This window comes from Streptomyces sp. NPDC035033, from assembly GCF_040636735.1.
Classification (GTDB): domain Bacteria; phylum Actinomycetota; class Actinomycetes; order Streptomycetales; family Streptomycetaceae; genus Streptomyces.
This window is the reverse complement of record NZ_JBEZUZ010000047.1, coordinates 10,228-28,765: the sequence shown is the minus strand read 5'-3', so window position 1 is coordinate 28,765 and position 18,538 is coordinate 10,228. Positions and strand designations below refer to the sequence as shown.

Here is an 18,538-nt window from a genome sequence, read left to right as displayed (position 1 = left end):
CGAATCCGCGTTCATGTCTTGACACCCCCACCCGCCCGGCGGCAACCTTCCGGCAACGACGTGGGAGCGCTCCCATCAGGGGACGCGGAACAGCCTGCATCAGGTCACGGCAGGACCCGCCGAGCCGCGAGCAGCCGGCCGGACCTCTTGGCGCACAACGAGCACCACCTTGGACGAGGAGAGTGGAATGCGCACTTCCAGCAGCAGACGCGGACGCCGTACGGCCGCCGCGGCGGTCGCCGCAGTGGTCACCGGCACGGTCCTGCTCACCGGTTGCGGAAGCGACAAGGACGACGAGGCGGGGAAGGACGGCGGCAAGATCACCCTGCGCGTCGGCACCTTCGGGTCCTTCGGCTACGACAACAAGACCGGCGCGAAGCTCTACGCCGAGTACGAGCGGCTCCACCCGAACATCAAGATCGAGGAGTCGAACGTCTCCGACGGTCAGAAGTACTGGGACACCCTGAAGCTGCGCCTCGCCCAGAACAGCGGCGTCGCCGACATCCAGGCGATCGAGGTCGGCTACATCGCCGAGGCCACCGGCGAGAGCATGGCCTCCAAGTGGGTCGACCTGAGCAAGGAGGGCGGCGCCGACACCTCCAAGTACCTGGACTGGAAGGTCAAGCAGGCCACCACCGGCGACGGCAAGGTCATCGCCCTCGGCACCGACATCGGCCCCATGGCCGTCTGCTACAACAAGGACCTCTTCGCCAAGGCCAAGCTGCCCACCGCCCGCGAGGAGGTCGCCAAGCTGTGGAGCGGCGACTGGGGCAAGTTCCTCACCGTCGGCGAGACGTACAAGAAGAACGCCCCCGCCGGCACCGCCTTCCACGACTCCGCGAGCGGCCTCTTCAACGCGGTGCTCTCCAGCGACCCCGTCCAGTACGCCGACTCCTCCGGCAAGCTCGACTGGGAGAACAGCCCCGGCGTGAGGAAGGCGTGGGAGCTCGGCGTCAAGGCGGCCCAGGGCGGACTCACCGCCAAGCTCCGCCAGTTCGACGAGAAGGGCACCTGGAACGCGGCCTTCAAGAACTCCAAGTTCGCCACCGTCGCCTGCCCGTCCTGGATGACCGGCATCATCAAGGACCAGGCCGGCCCCGCCAACCAGGGCAAGTGGGACATCGCCGCGCCGCCCGTCGCCGGCAACTGGGGCGGCTCCTTCCTCGCCGTGCCCAAGGCGAGCAAGCACGCCAAGGAGGCCGCCGAGCTCGCCGCCTGGCTGACCGCCCCCGAGCAGCACGCCAAGGTCTTCGCGGTGAACGGCAACATCCCGTCCACCAAGGACACCCTGCTCTCCCCCGCCGTGCAGAACGCCAAGCTGCCGTACTTCGGCGACACCCCGGTCGGCAAGATCTTCTCCTCGGCGGCGGCCGGCATCAAGCCCGCCGTGATCAGCCGCTGGGACGGCCAGGTGAAGACCTTCCTCACCGACAACGGCATCCTCGACATCGAACAGCGGGGCACCGACCCGGCCAAGGCCTGGGAGAACGTCAAGAAGCTGGTCGCCGACAAGATCGACCAGTAGCGGGGACCGCGCGCCGGCCCGCCGCCCCCTGCCGGCGGCGGGCCGGCACCGTCCGCACCACCGCACGCATCGACCTGGAAGGACGCCCCTCGTGGCCACCTCCGTATGGGCGACGCAGGACGGCACCCCGCCGCCCCCCGCACCGCCCTCCCCGCCCGCCCCCCGCGGCCGGCGCCGCCGCTCCGGCCCGGGCGGCTGGCGCAGCACCCTCTACCGCTGGGACGTCAAGGCGATCCCGTACGTCTTCATCGCCCCCTTCTTCCTCACCTTCGCCGCCTTCGGCCTCTTCCCGCTGCTCTACACGGGCTGGCTCTCGCTCAACCGGGTCGAGCTCGGCGGCACCCCCGAGTGGAAGGGCCTGGAGAACTACACCGACCTCGCCACCAGCGAGTTCTTCTGGAACGCGCTCCTCAACACCTTCACCATCGGCGTCATCTCCACCGTCCCGCAGCTGCTGATGGCCCTCGGCCTGGCCCACCTGCTGAACTACAAGCTCCGCGGCCGCGGCTTCTTCCGGGTCGCCGTCCTCGCCCCGTACGCCACCTCGATCGCGGCGGCGACCCTGGTCTTCGCCCAGCTGTTCAACACCGACTACGGGATGATCAACAGCATCCTGGGGTGGGTCGGCATCGACCCGGTCGACTGGAACACCGACAAGTGGCCGGCGCAGATCGCCATCTCCGTCATCGTCACCTGGCGCTGGACCGGCTACAACGCGCTGATCTACCTGGCCGCCATGCAGGCCGTGCCGCAGGACCTCTACGAGGCCGCCTCCCTCGACGGGGCCTCCCGCTGGCGCCAGTTCCTCAGCGTCACCATCCCGTCCATCCGGCCGACGATCTTCTTCACGATCATCGTCTCCACCATCGGCGCCACCCAGCTCTTCGGCGAGCCCATGCTCTTCGGCGGCAGCGTCGGCATCAGCGGCGGCAGCGGCCACCAGTTCCAGACGCTGAGCCTCCTGATGTACGAAAAGGGATGGATCACCGGCGCGCTGGGCTCCGCCTCGGCGATCGCCTGGGTCATGCTGGCGCTCCTGCTGCTCATCGGCGGCATCCAGGCGCTGCTCTCCCGCCGCAACCGCAAGAAGCTGGGGGACTGACCCATGGCCCGCACCCTCGACACCACCGCCCCCGTCGAGCCGAAGACGGCCGGCGCCCGCCCGGCGGGCCGCCGCTTCCGCCAGACCGCCGGCCGGCAGCACCACGCCGGGCCGCTCACCTACGTCCTGCTGGTCATCGCCACGGTGGTCTCGCTCTTCCCGCTGTACTGGAACGTGGTCGCCGCCTCGCACACCGGCGAGCGCGTGGTCCAGGCCCCCGCCCCGCTGCTGCCGGGCTCCCGGCTCCTGGACAACCTCAGCTTCGCCTGGGACCAGGTCGACATGGGCGAGGCCCTGATCAACACGACGGTCGTGGCGGGCCTGGTGGCCGCCTCCACCGTCCTCTTCTCCACCCTCGCCGGCTTCGCCTTCGCCAAGCTGCCCTTCAAGGGACGCGGCATGCTGCTCTCGCTGGTGGTCGCCACCATGACGATCCCGCCGCAGCTCAGCGTCATCCCGCTCTACCAGATCATCACCGACCTCGGCTGGTTCGACCAGCTCCAGTCGGTGGTCCTCCCCTCGCTCGTCGCGGCCTTCGGCGTCTTCTTCATGCGCCAGTTCCTGCTGGAGGCGCTCCCCGTCGAGCTGGTCGAGGCGGCCCGCATGGACGGGGCGCACAGCCTGCGGATCATCTGGCACGTCGTCTTCCCGGTCGCCCGCCCGGCGATGGCCGTGCTCGGCATGCTCGTCTTCGTCCAGGCGTGGAACGACTTCTTCTGGCCGTTCATCGCGCTCACCCCGGACGGCAACCCCACCCTCCAGGTCGCGCTCGCCGGACTCGGCGCGGGCAACCACACCGTGGACCACGCGATCGTGCTGACCGGCGCGCTGATATCGACCGTGCCGCTGCTGCTGGTCTTCGCCTTCCTGGGCAAGCACATCGTGGGCGGCATCACCGCCGGCGCGGTCAAGAGCTGACCCGCCGGGCGGGCCGCCCGCCCGCCCCCTCCCCCTCTCTCCGTACCGCCTTCCCGCCGGCCGTTCGGGTCCGCCGCAGTCGCCGGACCCGAACGGACCGGCCCGTACCCCGCGTTGGGAGCGCTCTCCTATGACCGCGTCCGAAACCCGGCCGCTCACCGCCGCCCGCCAGTTCCCCTCCGACTTCCTCTGGGGCGCGGCCACCGCCGCCTACCAGATCGAGGGGGCGGCCCGCGAGGACGGCCGCACCCCCTCCATCTGGGACACCTTCTCGCACACCCCCGGCAAGGTCTTCGAGGGCCACACCGGGGACGTGGCCGTCGACCACTACCACCGGTTCCGCGAGGACGTCGCGCTGATGGCCGAACTCGGCCTGAACGCCTACCGGTTCTCCGTCTCCTGGTCCCGGGTCCAGCCCACCGGCCGGGGCCCGGCCGTCCAGAAGGGCCTGGACTTCTACCGGGCCCTCGTGGACGAGCTGCTCGCCGCCGGCATCGAGCCGGCCCTCACCCTCTACCACTGGGACCTGCCGCAGGAGCTGGAGGACGCGGGCGGCTGGCCCGAGCGCGCCACGGCCGAGCGGTTCGCCGAGTACGCGGGGATCGTCGCCGACGCCGTCGGCGACCGCGTCAAGCGGTGGACGACCCTCAACGAGCCCTGGTGCAGCGCCTTCCTCGGCTACGGCTCCGGCGTCCACGCCCCCGGCCGGACCGATCCGGTCGCCTCGCTGCGCGCCGCCCACCACCTCAACCTCGGCCACGGCCTCGCCGTCCAGGCGCTGCGCGCCGCCCTGCCGGCGGACCGTCAGATCGCGGTCTCGCTCAACCTGCACGAGGTGCGGGCGCGCAGCACCTCCGCCGAGGACCTGGAGGCGGCCCGCCGGATCGACGCCGTCGGCAACCGGGTCTGGCTCGGCCCGATGCTGGAGGGCGCCTACCCCGAGGACCTGATCGCCGACACCCGGCACCTCACCGACTGGTCCTTCGTCCACGACGGCGACACGGCGGCGGCGCACCAGCCGCTGGACTTCCTCGCCATCAACTACTACGCGCCCACCCTGGTGGCGCACGTCGCGGAGGGCGAGGAGAAGCCGCAGGACGACGGGCACGGCGACAGCGCCCACTCGCCGTGGCCGGGCGCCGACTCGGTCGCCTTCCACCGCGCGCCCGGCGAGCGGACGGCGATGGGCTGGCCGGTCGACCCGACCGGCCTGTACGACCTGCTGCGCCGGACCTCGGAGGCGTACCCGGGCCTGCCGCTGGTGATCAGCGAGAACGGCGCCGCGTACGAGGACGTGGTCGGCGAGGACGGCGGGGTGCACGACCCGGAGCGCACCGCCTACGTGCACGCCCACCTGGCGGAGGTGCACCGGGCGATCGCCGACGGCATCGACGTCCGCGGCTACTTCCTGTGGTCCCTGCTGGACAACTTCGAGTGGGCGTACGGCTACGCGAAGCGCTTCGGCATGGTCCACGTCGACTACGACACCCTGCGGCGCACCCCGAAGACCAGCGCCCGCTGGTACGCGCGGGTGGCGCGCTCGGGCGAGCTGCACGCGCCCGACGCGGTCTGAGCGGACGCGGCCGAGGGCCGTGCCGGATCACCGGCACGGCCCTCAGCGGTTCTTGAGCACCTGTCAGATGTCGACGACGCGGTAGCCGATGACGTAGATGCCGCCGGAGCCCTCGACGGTGCGCCACTGGGTCTCGGCGCCGACCTCGCTGCCGGTGACGAGGGTGGAGCCGAGCTTGTCGTCGCCGCCGAAGGTGTCCTTGTCCCAGAGGGTCAGGGTGCGGGCCTGCTCCCGGCCGAGGATGAGCGCGGCGTTGCTGTTGCCGTCCGCCATGGAGCGGACGTAGCCGGCGCCCATCGTCTGGTAGCTGATGCCGTTGCCCGGCCAGACCTTGACGGCGTTGCCGTTGGCGTCGGTGATCTTGAGGTAGGCCTCGTCGTGGTCGCCCTCGCTGTGCTTCTGGCAGTGCAGCTCGAACAGCTCGATCTTCACGTAGTCGATCGGCTCGGCGTGGGCGGTGCCGGCGAAGGCGCCGAGGCTGCCGAGGCCGAGGAGGGCGGTGGCGGCGATGCGTGCGACCCGGTTCTTGCGCATGGTGTGTCTCCCCCGAAGGTGTGTCTCGTTCTCTTCCGTGCCGTTCCCCCGGCACGTCCCCTACTGTGCCGCCGCTCCCCCGTCCCGTTCTACGCGCGTTCCGCTGAACGGAACGCCCTCAGGGGGCGAGCGCGGCGGGCGGGACGGCGCGGGGCGGGACGCCCCGGGCCAGGGCGCGGCCGAGCGCGGCCCCGGCCTCGGCGACGGCCCCGGCGAGCGCGTCGAGCCGCCGCCCGGCCGGCACCATGGCGGCGAGCGCGGCCACCGCGCGCCCGTCCCGGCCGCGTACCGGGAAGGCGGCGCAGCAGACGCCGTCCATCACGTCCTCGCGGTCGAGGACGGGCCCGCCCCTCAGGGGCCCGCGCAGCGCGTACCCGGCGGCGGTGTCGAGCCGGAAGGCGGTGCCGTCGCGCACCGGCACCAGCGGCTCCAGCTCGCCCGGGGCGGAGGCGACGACGAGGGCCTGGTCCTCGCGCAGGACGGCGAGGACGACGCTGGCGCCGGTCGCGGCCCGCAGCCGCTGCACCGGCAGCCGGGCGGCGAGCCGCAGTCCGGGGTGCGGCTCCCATGCCTGGCCGAGCCGGTAGAGCTGCGGGCCGACGCGGTAGCGCGAGCCGCGCCGCTCCACCGCGCCGACGGTGACGAGCTGGTCGAGCAGCCGGTGGGCGCTGCCCTTGGGCACCCCGCAGGCGAGGGCGAGTTCGGTGACGCCCGCCTCGTCGCCGCACCGGCGCAGCGCGTCGAGCAGGGCGAAGGCCCCTTCGAGCACGCCCCGGCCGCGTCCCGGCCGGTCCGCTCCCGCCGCTTCCGGAAGGGCGCCGGTTCTCGGGCTTGTCCCGTGGTCCATGGGTCGAGTCCCCCTGTCCTCTCCGCCCGGCCGTCGTCCCCCGATGGCGCGGCTCCCGGGCGCCCTCCCACGATGCCGCAGACCCGGACACATCGCCGAATGGTTCGGCGCCGGTGCGTCGCGGCCGGGCCTCCGGGGGCGGAGGTAGGCTGTCCCGCCGTGACTTCCGTACGACTCCGCCGGCGCGCCGCGGTCTCCGGCGCGGCGCTGGCCGCGGCCCTGCTCGTCGCGGCCCCCGCTCCCGCCGCTCCGCCCGCCACCGCCCCGGCCGCGACCGCCGCGCCCGCCGCCCCGTCCGCGGCCCCCGCCCCGGCCCCCGCCGCGAGGACCCTGACGGTGATCGCCCATCGCGGCGCGTCGGCGGCGGCGCCGGAGAACACGCTGGTCGCGGGCGAGGTGGCGCGCCGGGCCGGAGTGGAGTGGATCGAGAACGACGTCCGGCCGAGCCGGGACGGGGTGCCGTACGTGGTGCACGACGCGACGGTGGACCGGACGACCGACGGTTCGGGCGCGGTGCGGTCGCTGACCTCGGCGCGGCTGGACGCGCTGGACGCCGGTTCCTGGTTCGCCCCGGCCTTCGCGGGCGCCCGGGTGCCGACGCTGGCGGCGCAGCTGGCGGACCTGCGGACGCGGGGCGGGCGGCTGCTCCTGGAGGTCAAGGGGCCGCACTCCCGGGCGGAGGTGGCGCGGATCGTCCGGGACGTGCGGGAGCAGCGGATGACGGACCGGGTGGTGGTGCAGAGCTTCGACCCGGCGTCGCTGCGGTACGTGCGGGAGCTGGCGCCGGAGCTGCCGCGGGCGCTGCTGCGGGACCGGCTCGACGCGGATCCGGTGGCGGTGGCCCGGGAGCTGGGGCTGGCCGCGTACAACGTCTCGGACGCGGCGCTGTCGGCCCGGCCGGGGGCGGTGGCGGAGCTGCGCGCGGCGGGCGTGGCGGTGAACGTGTGGATCGTGGACGATCCGGCGCGCTGGCGGGCGCTGGCCGGGCTCGGCGTGGACGGGGTGATCACCGACCGTCCGGCGGAGCTGGTGGGGTGGAACGCGGCCCGGGCCGGGGCGCGCTGAGGGCCGGGCCCGTCCCGGAGGACGGACCCGGCCCGTGGACCGGCCGCGCAGGGGATCAGACGCGGTCGGCGGCGATCAGCACGTACTGGAACGAGCCGTCCTTGTACGACTCGATGAACGCCTCCTCGATGCCGGTGACCAGCGACGAGGTGGCGCGCAGCTCCCAGTAGGGCAGCGTGTCGGGGGTCAGGTCGATCACGGCCTGGGGCACCAGGCGGTTGTCGGCCATCGCCTTGAGGTACTCGCGGCGGGAGTGGATGTTGCACTCGAAGTGGGCGTTGATCTGGGAGACCCACTTGGAGGGCTGGCCGTACTTGGGGTTCCAGCAGCCGGTGATGGTGACGTAGCGGCCGCCGACCTTGAGGAAGCGGGAGTGCTCGGCCATCAGGTCGTCGAGGTCGACGTACATGCTGGACTCGTTGTTCCAGGAGGCCGCGATGGACCCCTTCTCGAACGGGGTGTCGAGCATGTTGCAGACCTGGGCGCGGACGTGGCTGTCGATGCCCAGCTCGCGGGCGCGCTTGTTGCCGAAGTCGGCCTGGGTGGAGGAGAGGGTGACGCCCTCGACCTTGCAGCCGAAGCGCTGGTGGGCCATGACGCTCGATCCGCCGCGGCCGCAGCCGGCGTCGACGAGGGTGTCGGCGGCGGTGATCGGGCCGAGGTGGTCGAGGAGGACCTCGGTCTGGGCGGACTCCAGCCGGTGCAGCTCGGCGATCAGCTTCTTCTCGTACTCGCTGTCCTCGGGGGTGCCGAGGGAGGCGTGGTCGACGGCGCCGATGCCGTAGTGGTGGTGGTAGAGGCCGTCCACATCACCGAGGCGCAGGTTCACGGGCCGGGCCTCGGCGTTCCAGTAGCGGGCGATGTCGCCCTGGTACGGGGTGGCGGGGCCGGGGATGATCGTGGCGGCGTCGGTGGGGGTCAGCTCGGTGGTCACAGAGGAATCCATTTCGGAAGTCGGGCCTACCAGAAGTCGGGCAGGCTGTAGCGGAACGTGTTGGTCTGGTGCCAGTAGTGGTTGCCGTCGACCCAGGTGGCGACGCCCTTGAGGAAGCGCAGCACGGTGGGGACGGGGAAGGCGGCGGCCAGTTCGGCGGCGGCGGCCTCGAAGGCGTGCATGAGGTCGTTGTGGACCTCGATCGCCTTGAGGTAGGCGTCGCGTTCGGAGAGCTTCTCGCGCTCCGCGAGCACCACCGGCAGGTTGAGGTGGACGCCGGGGCTGGAGAGCTCCTTGGTGTAGGAGTACAGGTCGTTGACGATGGTGGTCGCGTTGCCCGCGAGGGCGATGACCCGCTGCGTCTCCGGCCGGGCGTGGAGGTCCGCCGGGAGTTCGTAGCCGCCGACGGTGTCGGTGATGGTGGGGCAGGGGCGGAAGTTGTTGAACTGGCGCATGGCCAGGTACTCCCACACCTCGGGCATGTGGCCGGTCTCGGCCCAGGCGGCCTCGGCGAGGTAGCCCATGTGGAGCCGGGCCATGTCGTGCCGGTAGCGGTCGGCCTGGGAGGGGGAGGCGGCGCGGACGAAGTAGTCCATGGCGGAGCGGTAGGCGCGGCGCGGGGCGTCCGAGCCGAGCGATTCCGCCCACGCCGGGGCGTACTCCGGGGTGGTGTGGAGGTGGTCGAGGGCGGTGTGCGCCATGAGGAGGCGGCCGCCGAGGCCGATCGGCGAGCCGCCGTGGTCCTCGCAGTAGCAGTCGTCGACGGCGTTCTCCGCGACCATGAGCCGGGTGGCGAGCATGACGTGGTCGACGGTCGGGGCGTCGGGGTGACAGGCCACCATGTAGCGCCCGACGGAGAAGCCGTCGAACTGGCCTTCCCATTCCTCCGGGTAGAGCTGGACCTCGTCGACGGCCCAGTCCTTGATCCGGCGGCTGACCTCGTCCACCCGGGCGGGGTCGGGGTCGGGGACGGGGTGGAAGTAGAGGCCCGGGATGGGCCGGCCCTCCGCCGCCGGGGCGGCGGCGGGCGGCTCCGGGGCGGGTGCCGCGTCCGGCACCGGGACCGGTGCCGGACGGGCGAACGAGACGCTGGCCGTGCCGAGCCCGCTGGGTCCGCCGGGGATCCAGCGCGGTGCGGCCTCGGGGGCCGGGGCCTCGGCGGCCGGGCCGGTGCGGGCCCGGTCGAGGACGTCGGCCCCGAGGCGGGCCGCCGCGGCGGGGAGGCTCGCCGGCAGGGGGGAGGACCCGGGGTCGGGCATCCGTGGCTCCTTGCTGCGTGGGGTGGGGTGTCCCGGGTCCGGGACGGGCGGGGAGGTCAGTCGCGGCGGCGGGCGATCTGCACGTTCTCCATCACGCCGAGGGCGTCGGGGACGAGGACGGCGGCGGAGTAGTAGGTGGTGACGAGGTACGACATGATCGCCTGCTCGCTGATGCCCATGAAGCGGACGGACAGGCCGGGCTCGTACTCCTCCGGGATGCCGGTCTGGCGCAGGCCGATGACGCCCTGGTTCTCCTCGCCGGTGCGCATGGCGATGATGGAGCTGGTCTGCTCCTTGGTGATCGGGATCTTGTTGCAGGGCAGGATCGGGACGCCGCGCCAGGCGGGGACGGACTGGCCGCCGAGGTCGACGTGGTCCGGGTAGAGGCCGCGGGCGTTGAACTCGCGTCCGATGGCGGCGATGGTGCGCGGGTGGGCGAGGAAGAGCTTGGTGCCCCGGCGGCGGGAGAGCAGCTCGTCCATGTCGTCCGGGGTGGGCGGGCCGGAGTGGGTCTGGATGCGCTGCTTGAAGTCGGCGTTGTGCAGGAGGCCGAACTCGCGGTTGTTGACGAGCTCGTGCTCCTGGCGCTCGCGCAGGGCCTCGATGGTCAGGCGGAGCTGCTCCTCCGTCTGGTTGTGCGGGCCGTTGTAGAGGTCGGCGACGCGGGTGTGGATCTTGAGGACGGTCTGCGCGACGGAGAGCTCGTACTCGCGCGGCTTGAGCTCGTAGTCCACGAAGGCGCCGGGGAGGACGGCCTCGCCGACGTGGCCGGCGGACATGGCGATCTCGGCCTCGCCGTGCTTGTTCTGCGCCTGCTCGGGGAGGCTGCTGAACGTGTCGATGTGGGCCTGGAGGGCCGGGGAGCCGGCCATCACCGCGGCGAAGTCGGCGCGGGAGAGGGTGAGCAGGGTGCCGGAGGTCTCGGCGGTGGCCGTGTAGTCCCAGGTGGCGTCGGCGTCGAGGAGGGCGTTCTCGCCGAAGCGGTCGCCGTCGCCGAGGACGGCGATGGTGATGTCGTCGCCGTAGGGGCCCTCGGAGGTCTGGGCGATGCGGCCGTGGGCGAGGAGGTGGATCTCTCCGGCGGCGTTGCCGCGGCTGACGATGACGTCGCCGGCGGAGAAGTCGCGCTGGACGCAGCGGCCGGCGAGCGCGGTGAGCACGTCCTCGTCCTCGAAGCCGCGCAGCAGGGCGAGTTCGCCGAGCTCGCGGGGGATGACGCGGACGGTGGCGCCGTCCTGGACGAACTCCACGCGCCCGTCGCCGACGGTGTAGCTGAGCCGGCGGTTGACCCGGTAGGCGCCGCCCTTGGTCTCCACCCAGGGGAGCATCCGCAGCAGCCAGCGGGAGGTGATCTCCTGCATCTGCGGGGCGGACTTGGTGGTCGAGGCGAGGTTCCGCGCGGCGTCGGTGCTGAGGGACTGCTGCGGGGGCGCCGCCTGGGCTTCCGGGCTGGTGTCGACGGTCATCGGACCGGGCTCTCCTTAGCGAGGGTGGTGACCGGGCACGGCGGCACGCCGGACCCGTCGAGGAGGGGAATGGAGGGAGGCGGTCTGGCCATCCGTCCAGACCCGGGGAACAGTAACGGTCCGTCAGCACGGCGTGCCCTGGGAGACGAGGGCCATTACCTCGATTCAGTGATCTTGTTTCGGCCCTGGTTTGCCGTCCCCCCCAGCGGCTTTCCGCCACGGCCTCCGGGGGTGCGGCGGCATACGGGCCGGTGGGGGCTCCGGGACGGGACGGCGCCCCGATCGGACGGCACGCATTCCGGCCACGTTGTGCCCGGTCACCCCTTCTTGACAGCACGCCCCTGCCGTCACACAAGTCAACCGGCGGCGTCAACGGGGGCCCGTCCGAGGACCGGGGGCCTCCGGAGGACCTCGGCCGGATCCCCGCCCGCTTCCACAACTTCCTTTTACATCAAGGGAGTTGCGGAACGATGGAGGGCGCTCGATCGGGGCGGTCACAGGGATACGGGGGGACGCGTGGTGGGACGGCATGCCCGCGGGCACGAGGGCGCCGGGGGCGCTGGGCGGGGCGCGCGGTGAGCGCGCCGCCGAACCCGCACGCGGCCGGGACGCCGGATCCGCACGCGGGCGGGGCACCCGATCCGCGCGCGGGCGGATCACCGGGCCCGCGCGCGGAGGGAGGGCCGGGCCCGTACGCGGGCGGGGGGGCCGGACCGGCCCTGGCCTCCGCGACGGCCCTGTTCGCCGCGGTCGGGCTGAGCGTGCCCGACCTGGTGCACCTGGGCGGCTCCCGCCGGACCGCCGCCGGAGGGCGCTCCGGGCCGCACCGGGGCGTCGGGCTGCTGCTCCCGTTCCTGCCGACCGGGACCCTGCTGTACACGATGTCGCTGATGTCGCGGTCCTCGTACGGGACGGACGGCACCTCCGGCACGCTCACCCGGCACGCCCCGGACGGCCTGCCGGGCGGCACCGTCCTCGCCGCGGCGATGCTGATCGTCGCCACGCTCTGCGGCAACCTCGGCCTGAACCTGGTGTCGGCCGCGTACGACCTGTCGAGCACCCTCCCGTCCCTGCTCCGGTTCCGGGGCGCGGCGGTGCTCGCGGCGCTGACGGGGTCGGCGGTGGTGTGGTGGGCGCGGAGCAACGGCGACTACGAGGTGCTGGTCTGGGCGGACATGGCCGAGGGCTTCTTCGGCACCGTGGCCGGCATCCTCGTCGTGGAGTACCGGGTGGTGCGCCGGGGCCGGCTGCGTCCGGCCGCGCTGTACCGGGCCGGCGGGCCGTACTGGTACGCGGGCGGCTGGAACTGGCGGGCCGTCACCGCCTTCCTGGTGGGCGGGGTGCCGGCCGTGGGCGGCTCGTCGGGGGACGCCCTGTCGGCGGGCCCGGACGATCCGCCGCCCCCCTTCCTCGCGCCGCTCGACGACTTCGGATGGCTCGTGGGGCTGGTGGTCGCCGGCGGGCTGCACGCGGTGCTGACCCTGCGGGCGGGGGCCGCGGCGGCGGACGACTGAAGACGGCGGGCCGCGGCCCGGCCGGCGGCGCGCCGGGCGGGCCCGGCGGTCCCGCGGCCCGGCAGGAACCGGGCCGTCACCCCAGGTGGGCATACCCCCATGGGGTAGGAGATCCGGGCGGGTGATCCCTTGCGGACATCCTGCGGGCCGGGGTATACAAGAAGCCGGACCAGATACCCCCCTGGGGTATCACAGGTCTTCGGTTCGGGTTCACGGTCGCCCACGGAGGTTCCCATGTCCGCGCACTCCACCACCTACCGGGTCGCCGGCGTCGCGAGCGGCCACTGCAAGGCGATCGTGAGCGGCGCCCTGCGGGAGCTCGACGCGGTCGACACCGTCCACGTCGAGATCTCCACCGGCCTCGTCACGGTCAACAGCTCCGCGCCGCTCGACGACGCGGTGGTCGCCGAGACCGTCGAGGACGCCGGCTACGACTACCTCGGCCGCGCCTGAACCGCCCGCCCCGCCGCCGCGACCGGCCCGACTAGCATGAGGCCGGCGGCGGGGCCGGGACCGGGACGGGACGAAGAGGGCGGGGACGCATGCGTCGGCTCGGGGAGCTGGAAGCGGAGATCATGGACCGCTTCTGGCGGTGGCGGCGCCCCGCCACCGTCCGCGAGGTCGTCGACGACCTCAACCGCCACCGCGCCCTCGCCTACACCACCGTCACCACGGTGACCGGCATCCTCTTCCACAAGGGCCACCTCACCCGCACCCGCGAGGGGCGGATCTGGCTCTACCGGGCCGCCGCCACCCGCGAGGCGTACGCCGCCGCCCTCATGGAGGACGCCCTCGGCGCCGGCGAGGACCGCGCGGCCACCCTGGCCCGCTTCGTGGAGCGGCTCGACGCCGCCGGGCTCGCCGCGCTGCGCACCGCGCTGCACGAGGCGGAACGGCGGGCCGGCCGGCCGACCACCTGACGACCGGGCCCTCTAGGCGCGGAGGCGGGCCTCCACGCGGCCGTCGACGGTGCGGGTGTCGAAGGCGGGCTGCGGGGCGGTGGCCGGGCCGGTGACGTTCCAGCCGTCGTCGAGGCGGAAGGTGCTGCCGTGCCAGGGGCAGACGAGGCAGCCGTCGACGACCTCGCCGTCGGCCAGCGGGCCGGCCAGGTGGCTGCACCGCTCCGCGAGGACCCGGACCGCGTCCCCGTCCGTGCGGACGATCACCACGGGCACCTCGCCGACGTGTCCGCGGCGCGGCCGGCCGGGCGGGAGCTCGGCCAGGGTCGCCACCGGGTACCAGCCGGGCGGGACGAGGGCGGGGACCTGCTCGGCGTGGTTGGCCCCGGCGGCCTGCCGGTAGGCGAGGTGCCCGCCGAGGGCGCCGCCCGCCGCGACGGCGGTGAGGCCGCCGAAGCCCCAGAGCCGGCCGCGCGCGTGGCGGCCGCGGCACCGGGCCGTGAGGGAGGCGGCGTAACAGACCACGCCCGTGATGTTGGCGGCGGCGTGCACCAGCCCCACCCGCTGCTGCGGCCGCCGGGTCTCGGCCCAGTCGACCCAGCCGGCGACGGCCGCCGGCCCCGCCCCCGCGAGCCCGGCGCCGACGAGCAGCCGGGCCGCGCGCTGCCCGCCGGGGACGAGGTCGAGCACGGCCGCCGACAGCCACGCGCCGATCGGGAACTGCACGAGCACGGGGTGCAGGGGGTGCCCCAGCCACCGTCCGTGCAGCACGTCGCGCGCGGCGCCGAGCGGCAGGCTCCGCACGGTCCCCCGCAGGGCGTCGGCGAGGCCGTCGGCCCGCGGGGAGTTCTCCAGCCGGTCCATCGCCCTCAGGACGAGGCCGGGGCCCTCGGCGGAGGGGAGGGCCGGCCCCAGGACACGCGGGAAGGTCTTCATGCCGCGCGTCTAACCGGTCGGCGGCGGCCGAAACGGACGGAGCCGGTCCGGCCTCCCGGTGCCCCGGGGCCGCCCCCTCACTCCTGGTCGGCCACGAAGGAGGCCATCCAGGCCAGGGCGGAGTTCCAGTTGATGGTGAGCTCGTTGGTGGACCAGGACTGGATGTCGTCGATGTAGCAGAACTGGCCGGTGCAGCCCTGGAGCTTGGCCTGGGCGAGGGGGTCCTGAAGGGAGGAGTTCGGGCCGCCGGAGAGCGAGCCGGCGGGCGGGTGCGGAAGGTTCGGGTCGAGCTGGCGGGCGTACCAGCGGCTGTGCTGGTTCTGCGCGCTGACCTCGCCGTAGCCGGTGACGTAGGAGATGTTCAGGGCGTTGCGGCCCAGGACGTAGTCCATGGCCTGGACGGCGCCGTCGCGGTACTTCGCGGCGCCGGTGAGGTCGTGGGCGGTGGCCAGGACGACGGCGTTGTTCAGGATCTGGTGGGTGGAGCCCCAGTCGTACCGCTGGCCCTCGGGGGCGTACGGCATGCCGTAGGGGTGGGCCTTCAGGGTGGCCAGGTAGCGGTCGGCGCCGGCGCGGACGGAGGCGCGGACCCCGTCGCGGCCGGGGAGCCGGCTGGGGACGGTGGCGAGGTCGAGGCGGGCGGGGACGGCCGTGCGGGCCCAGTCGAAGGCGACGGGGCCGAAGATGTCGGCGGTGTGCACCGGGGAGTTCAGGACGTGGTCGCGGAACCGCCGTTCGCCCGTGGTGAGGTAGAGCTCGGCGGCCGCCCAGTAGAACTCGTCACTGAGGTCCCGGTCGGCGTATGCGCCGCCGCCGACGCCGTCGCTCTCGGAGGCGAGGACGTCGGGATGGGCGAGGGCGGCGGCCCAGGCCCTGCGGGCCGCGGCGAGCGCGGTGGCGGCGAACTCCCGGTCGTGGGGCCGGTAGAGACGGGCGGCCTGGGCCGCGGTCGCGGCGAGGTTGAGGGTCGCGGCGGTGGTCGGCGGGTGCAGTTCGCGCTTCTGCGGGTCGTCGGAGGGCAGCAGCGGAAGGCCGGTCCACTGCTCGTCGTGGATCTTGTGGTGGGCCATGCCGGCGAGCGGCTTCCCGTCCGGGACCTGCATCTTGAGCAGGAACTCCAGCTCCCAGCGGGCCTCGTCGAGGACGTCGGGGACGCCGTTGCCGCTCTCGGGGAGGTCCAGCGTGCCGTCGCCCAGCCGCCCGGGGTGCCCGGTGCGGGCGTTCCGCGCGCGCTCGTGGGTGGCGAGGAGCTGCCAGACGGAGATGCCGCCGTTGACGACGTACTTGCCGTGGTCGCCGGCGTCGTACCAGCCGCCGGTGACGTCGAGGGCGTAGTCGCAGACGCCGGGCTGGCAGGGGACGTCGCCGTCGCCCTGGTTGGGGGCGGCGCCGGCGTGCCCGGCCGGGCGGCCGTAGCCGGGGCGCAGGTCGTCGCGGATCGGCGTGCCGCTGCGCTGGGTGTAGTAGAACTTCACCGCGTCCAGGCCGAGCCGCTCGTAGGCCGCGGTGCCGATGTCGAAGGGGCGGCTGGTCTCGCCGTCGGCGGTGAGGGTGAGGCCGGTGCCGGTCCCGCGGTGGGCGCCGAAGTCGATCGAGTGGACGTTCTGGCCGGAGGAGGCGTCCAGCCCCCTCGGGAGGCTCCGCCCCCGGGCGACGACGGTGCCCTTCGCGTCCTTCAGCTGCCAGGGCAGGGGCTCGGTGGCGTCGGTGACGAGGGTGGCGTTCTTGGGGCCCCGGGGCAGGTAGGCGACCTGGTTGACGCGGACGCGGGGCCCGGTGTCGGGCTCGTACTTCTCCGGCGGCACCCCGCCGAGGAGGGAGACGTCGTCGAGGCAGAACCGCCAGGGCTCGGCGGACCCGCCGAGCTGGAAGGCGACCTGGCCCTGGGCGGTGTCGACCGGGGAGGCGAAGGTGTACGTGTAGGTGTCGCCGGAGACGCTCAGCTGCGGGACGACCTCGTGGTAGGCGTCGTAGGGGGCGACCTGGAGGCCGACGACGGCGCGGACGGAGTGGCCGGCGGGGGTGCCGGTGGCGCGGAAGGCGATGCGGTACGACTCGCCCTTCACGAGCGTCAGGTCGTTCTGGCCGACCGCGGCGTCCCAGCGGTTCTCGGTGCCGCCGGGCACGTCGGCGCAGAGCCCGCCGTCGGCCGGGCCGGCGGTGACGCCGCTCGTCCACCAGGACGCGGTGCCGGCGTCGAAGCCGCCGTTCCTGATCCGTTCGACCTCGTCCGCCCCCGCCGGACCGGCGGGCACCGCGGTCAGCCCCGCCGCCAGCAGGGCCGTCAGGGACAACAGGGCGGTTCTGCGTCTGTTCACGTCTGGCTCCTCGGTGAGGGACGGGCCATGAGTGGGAGCGCTCCCAAAGGGGCGGTGCACATCCTTGTGGCCGGAGCGCGGTGACGTCAACGCCCCGGACCGCGCCGGGTTCCGCCGGCCCGGCGGGGGGCCGGGGCCGGTGCGGCGCGGGTCGGGGCGGTTCGGCGCAGGCCGGGACGGTTCAGCGCGGGTCGGGGCGGTTCAACGGGGGTTGCGGCGGGGCTTGAGGGGGGTGGTGGGGAGTTCGGGGGCCGGGAGGCGGTCGCCGGGGTACCCCGCCACCTCGCCGAAGCGGTCGGAGGCCGCGGCCCACTCCTCGCGCGCCCGCCGGATCTCGTCGTCGGTGCGGGCGATGAAGTTCCACCACATGATGATCTCCTCCTCGAAGGGCGGGCCGCCGAGGAGGACCGCGCGGGCCCGCCGGTCCGAGGTGTTGGCGAGGGTGAGCGCGGCGCGGCCGGGGGCGGCGTAGCCGAGTTCGGCGGGGCGGAGGAGGATGCCGTCGAGGGTCACGTCGCCCTCGTCGACGAGGAGGCCGTGCTCGAACTCCGGGTCCACGGCGAGGGTGACGGCGGCGCCGGGGTCGAGGAGGACCTCGGCGCCGAGGAGGGGGGTGAAGGTGGGGACCGGGGAGGTGTCGCCGGCCAGGGTGCCGAGGAAGACGCGGAGTTCGGCGCCGTCGACGCGGACGGGGCGGGGGGCGTGGTGGGTGAAGTCGCGCGGGGTGTCGCGGTGGGCCCCGGGGAGCGCGACCCAGAGCTGGACGCCGTGCAGGACGGTGGTGCCGGGGGTGGAGACCTCGGAGTGGGCGATGCCGTGGCCGCCGGTCATGAGGTTGATCTCGCCGGGGCGCACGAGGGCGTGGCTGCCGAGGCTGTCGCGGTGCTCGATCTCCCCGCTGAAGAGCCAGCTCACGGTCTGGAGCCCGATGTGGGGGTGGGGCGCGACGTCCATGCCGCCGGACTCGGCGACCGGGTCGGGGCCGTAGTGGTCGGCGAAGCACCAGGCGCCGATGAGGGTGCGGGACCGCTGCGGCAGCGTGCGGCGCACGGTCATGGCGCGCGGGCCGCCCAGCGGGACGTCCCGCGGCGTGAGGACCTCGACCTTCGTGTCGTCCATCTGCGACCCCTCCCCTGGTTCGGCGGCGAAACTTTTAGTTTCAGATTCAACCATTGTGGGGGACGGGGAGCCGCGCCGCAAGTCCATGATCCCCGACGGGAGGCCGGGAGGAAGCGGCCTCCCCGCCCTCGCGGCGGCCGGGGCGCCCGACGCCGGTCCGGGCGGGCGGCGCGGGCGTTCCGCCGCCGGACGACGGCTGTTCCGGCGGACGGCGGGTAGGCGCGGAAGAGAGGAACACCCGTCACCGGGACGGAAGGACGGTGAGGACGATGCGCGGACACCTCCAGCGCGGGACGGACGACCCGGGTGCCGGCCGCCGACGCGGGCTCACGGACGAGGAGTTCAGGACGCTGATGCGGGAGGCCAGGTCCGAGGCGCGCCGCCTCTTCCTCGGCAGACCGCCGGACGAGAACGATTTCGCGCTCCGCACGCAGCACGCCGAGTTCGGCGCGGCGGCCCACTGAGCGGCCGGGCGGGCGGAGCGCGATCGGGTGAAGCCGGTACGCCGCGCGGCCCCGCGTCTCGGGGC

General features: G+C 73.9%; 17 protein-coding genes. 9 read left to right on the top strand and 8 right to left on the bottom strand.

The window, feature by feature from the left end:
• Positions 1-187: 187 nt before the first annotated feature.
• From AB0E83_RS20225 to AB0E83_RS20210, 4 genes are all read left to right on the top strand, one after another.
• Positions 188-1,525 (top strand): extracellular solute-binding protein, encoded by a 1,338-nt coding sequence (locus AB0E83_RS20225; RefSeq protein ID WP_362113309.1) that lies wholly within the window; start codon positions 188-190, stop codon positions 1,523-1,525.
• A 91-nt stretch (positions 1,526-1,616) separates the two neighbouring features.
• The gene (locus tag AB0E83_RS20220) at positions 1,617-2,627 is read left to right on the top strand and encodes a sugar ABC transporter permease (protein WP_362113306.1); all 1,011 of its coding nucleotides are present in this window, start codon (positions 1,617-1,619) and stop codon (positions 2,625-2,627) included.
• Positions 2,628-2,630: 3 nt separating this feature from the next.
• A complete protein-coding gene (locus AB0E83_RS20215) occupies positions 2,631-3,545 on the top strand; it encodes a carbohydrate ABC transporter permease (RefSeq protein WP_362113303.1) in 915 nt (304 codons plus the stop codon).
• Positions 3,546-3,675: 130 nt separating this feature from the next.
• Positions 3,676-5,118, top strand: a complete 1,443-nt coding sequence (locus tag AB0E83_RS20210) for a GH1 family beta-glucosidase (RefSeq protein ID WP_362113300.1) — start codon at positions 3,676-3,678, stop codon at positions 5,116-5,118.
• Positions 5,119-5,181: 63 nt separating this feature from the next.
• On the opposite strand, the gene AB0E83_RS20205 is transcribed toward AB0E83_RS20210, so the two are convergent.
• Positions 5,182-5,652 carry a hypothetical protein gene (locus tag AB0E83_RS20205; RefSeq protein ID WP_362113297.1) on the bottom strand — a complete coding sequence of 157 codons (471 nt, stop codon included), beginning with the start codon at positions 5,650-5,652 and terminating at the stop codon, positions 5,182-5,184.
• A 118-nt stretch (positions 5,653-5,770) separates the two neighbouring features.
• Positions 5,771-6,421 (bottom strand): helix-turn-helix domain-containing protein, encoded by a 651-nt coding sequence (locus tag AB0E83_RS20200; protein ID WP_362113294.1) that lies wholly within the window; start codon positions 6,419-6,421, stop codon positions 5,771-5,773.
• Positions 6,422-6,658: 237 nt separating this feature from the next.
• On the opposite strand from AB0E83_RS20200, the gene AB0E83_RS20195 reads away from it, so the two are divergent.
• Positions 6,659-7,564: a glycerophosphodiester phosphodiesterase family protein gene (locus AB0E83_RS20195; protein ID WP_362113291.1), complete on the top strand. Its 906-nt coding sequence runs from the start codon at positions 6,659-6,661 to the stop codon at positions 7,562-7,564.
• A 55-nt stretch (positions 7,565-7,619) separates the two neighbouring features.
• Here the strand turns inward: AB0E83_RS20195 and AB0E83_RS20190 are convergent, their stop codons facing one another.
• Genes AB0E83_RS20190 through AB0E83_RS20180 form a run of 3 tightly spaced genes read right to left on the bottom strand, consistent with a single transcriptional unit; the run spans position 7,620 to position 11,223 of the window.
• Positions 7,620-8,498 carry a geranyl diphosphate 2-C-methyltransferase gene (locus AB0E83_RS20190; protein ID WP_362113288.1) on the bottom strand — a complete coding sequence of 293 codons (879 nt, stop codon included), beginning with the start codon at positions 8,496-8,498 and terminating at the stop codon, positions 7,620-7,622.
• 26 nt (positions 8,499-8,524) lie between these two features.
• Positions 8,525-9,757, bottom strand: coding sequence for a family 2 encapsulin nanocompartment cargo protein terpene cyclase (locus AB0E83_RS20185; protein WP_362113285.1), 1,233 nt, complete (start codon positions 9,755-9,757; stop codon positions 8,525-8,527).
• A gap of 56 nt (positions 9,758-9,813) precedes the next feature.
• Positions 9,814-11,223 carry a family 2B encapsulin nanocompartment shell protein gene (locus AB0E83_RS20180; protein ID WP_362113282.1) on the bottom strand — a complete coding sequence of 470 codons (1,410 nt, stop codon included), beginning with the start codon at positions 11,221-11,223 and terminating at the stop codon, positions 9,814-9,816.
• Between the two features lie 575 nt (positions 11,224-11,798).
• Here AB0E83_RS20180 and AB0E83_RS20175 point away from each other — a divergent pair.
• From AB0E83_RS20175 to AB0E83_RS20165, 3 genes are all read left to right on the top strand, one after another.
• A complete protein-coding gene (locus AB0E83_RS20175; protein WP_362113279.1) occupies positions 11,799-12,737 on the top strand; it encodes a cytosine permease in 939 nt (312 codons plus the stop codon).
• 234 nt (positions 12,738-12,971) lie between these two features.
• Entirely contained in the window at positions 12,972-13,190 is a 219-nt protein-coding gene (locus AB0E83_RS20170; protein WP_362113276.1) for a heavy-metal-associated domain-containing protein, read from the top strand.
• A gap of 89 nt (positions 13,191-13,279) precedes the next feature.
• Positions 13,280-13,657 (top strand): BlaI/MecI/CopY family transcriptional regulator, encoded by a 378-nt coding sequence (locus AB0E83_RS20165; protein WP_362113273.1) that lies wholly within the window; start codon positions 13,280-13,282, stop codon positions 13,655-13,657.
• Between the two features lie 12 nt (positions 13,658-13,669).
• Here AB0E83_RS20165 and AB0E83_RS20160 read toward each other — a convergent pair whose 3' ends face one another.
• The 3 genes from AB0E83_RS20160 to AB0E83_RS20150 all read right to left on the bottom strand — a co-directional run bounded on the left by AB0E83_RS20160 (position 13,670) and on the right by AB0E83_RS20150 (position 18,009).
• Positions 13,670-14,572, bottom strand: a complete 903-nt coding sequence (locus AB0E83_RS20160) for a Rieske (2Fe-2S) protein (RefSeq protein ID WP_362113270.1) — start codon at positions 14,570-14,572, stop codon at positions 13,670-13,672.
• Between the two features lie 77 nt (positions 14,573-14,649).
• Entirely contained in the window at positions 14,650-16,890 is a 2,241-nt protein-coding gene (locus AB0E83_RS20155; protein WP_362113267.1) for a glycoside hydrolase family 9 protein, read from the bottom strand.
• Between the two features lie 201 nt (positions 16,891-17,091).
• A complete protein-coding gene (locus AB0E83_RS20150) occupies positions 17,092-18,009 on the bottom strand; it encodes a pirin family protein (RefSeq protein WP_362113264.1) in 918 nt (305 codons plus the stop codon).
• A 269-nt stretch (positions 18,010-18,278) separates the two neighbouring features.
• Between AB0E83_RS20150 and AB0E83_RS20145 the strand changes: the two genes are divergently transcribed.
• A complete protein-coding gene (locus AB0E83_RS20145) occupies positions 18,279-18,473 on the top strand; it encodes a hypothetical protein (protein ID WP_362113261.1) in 195 nt (64 codons plus the stop codon).
• Positions 18,474-18,538: the final 65 nt, after the last annotated feature.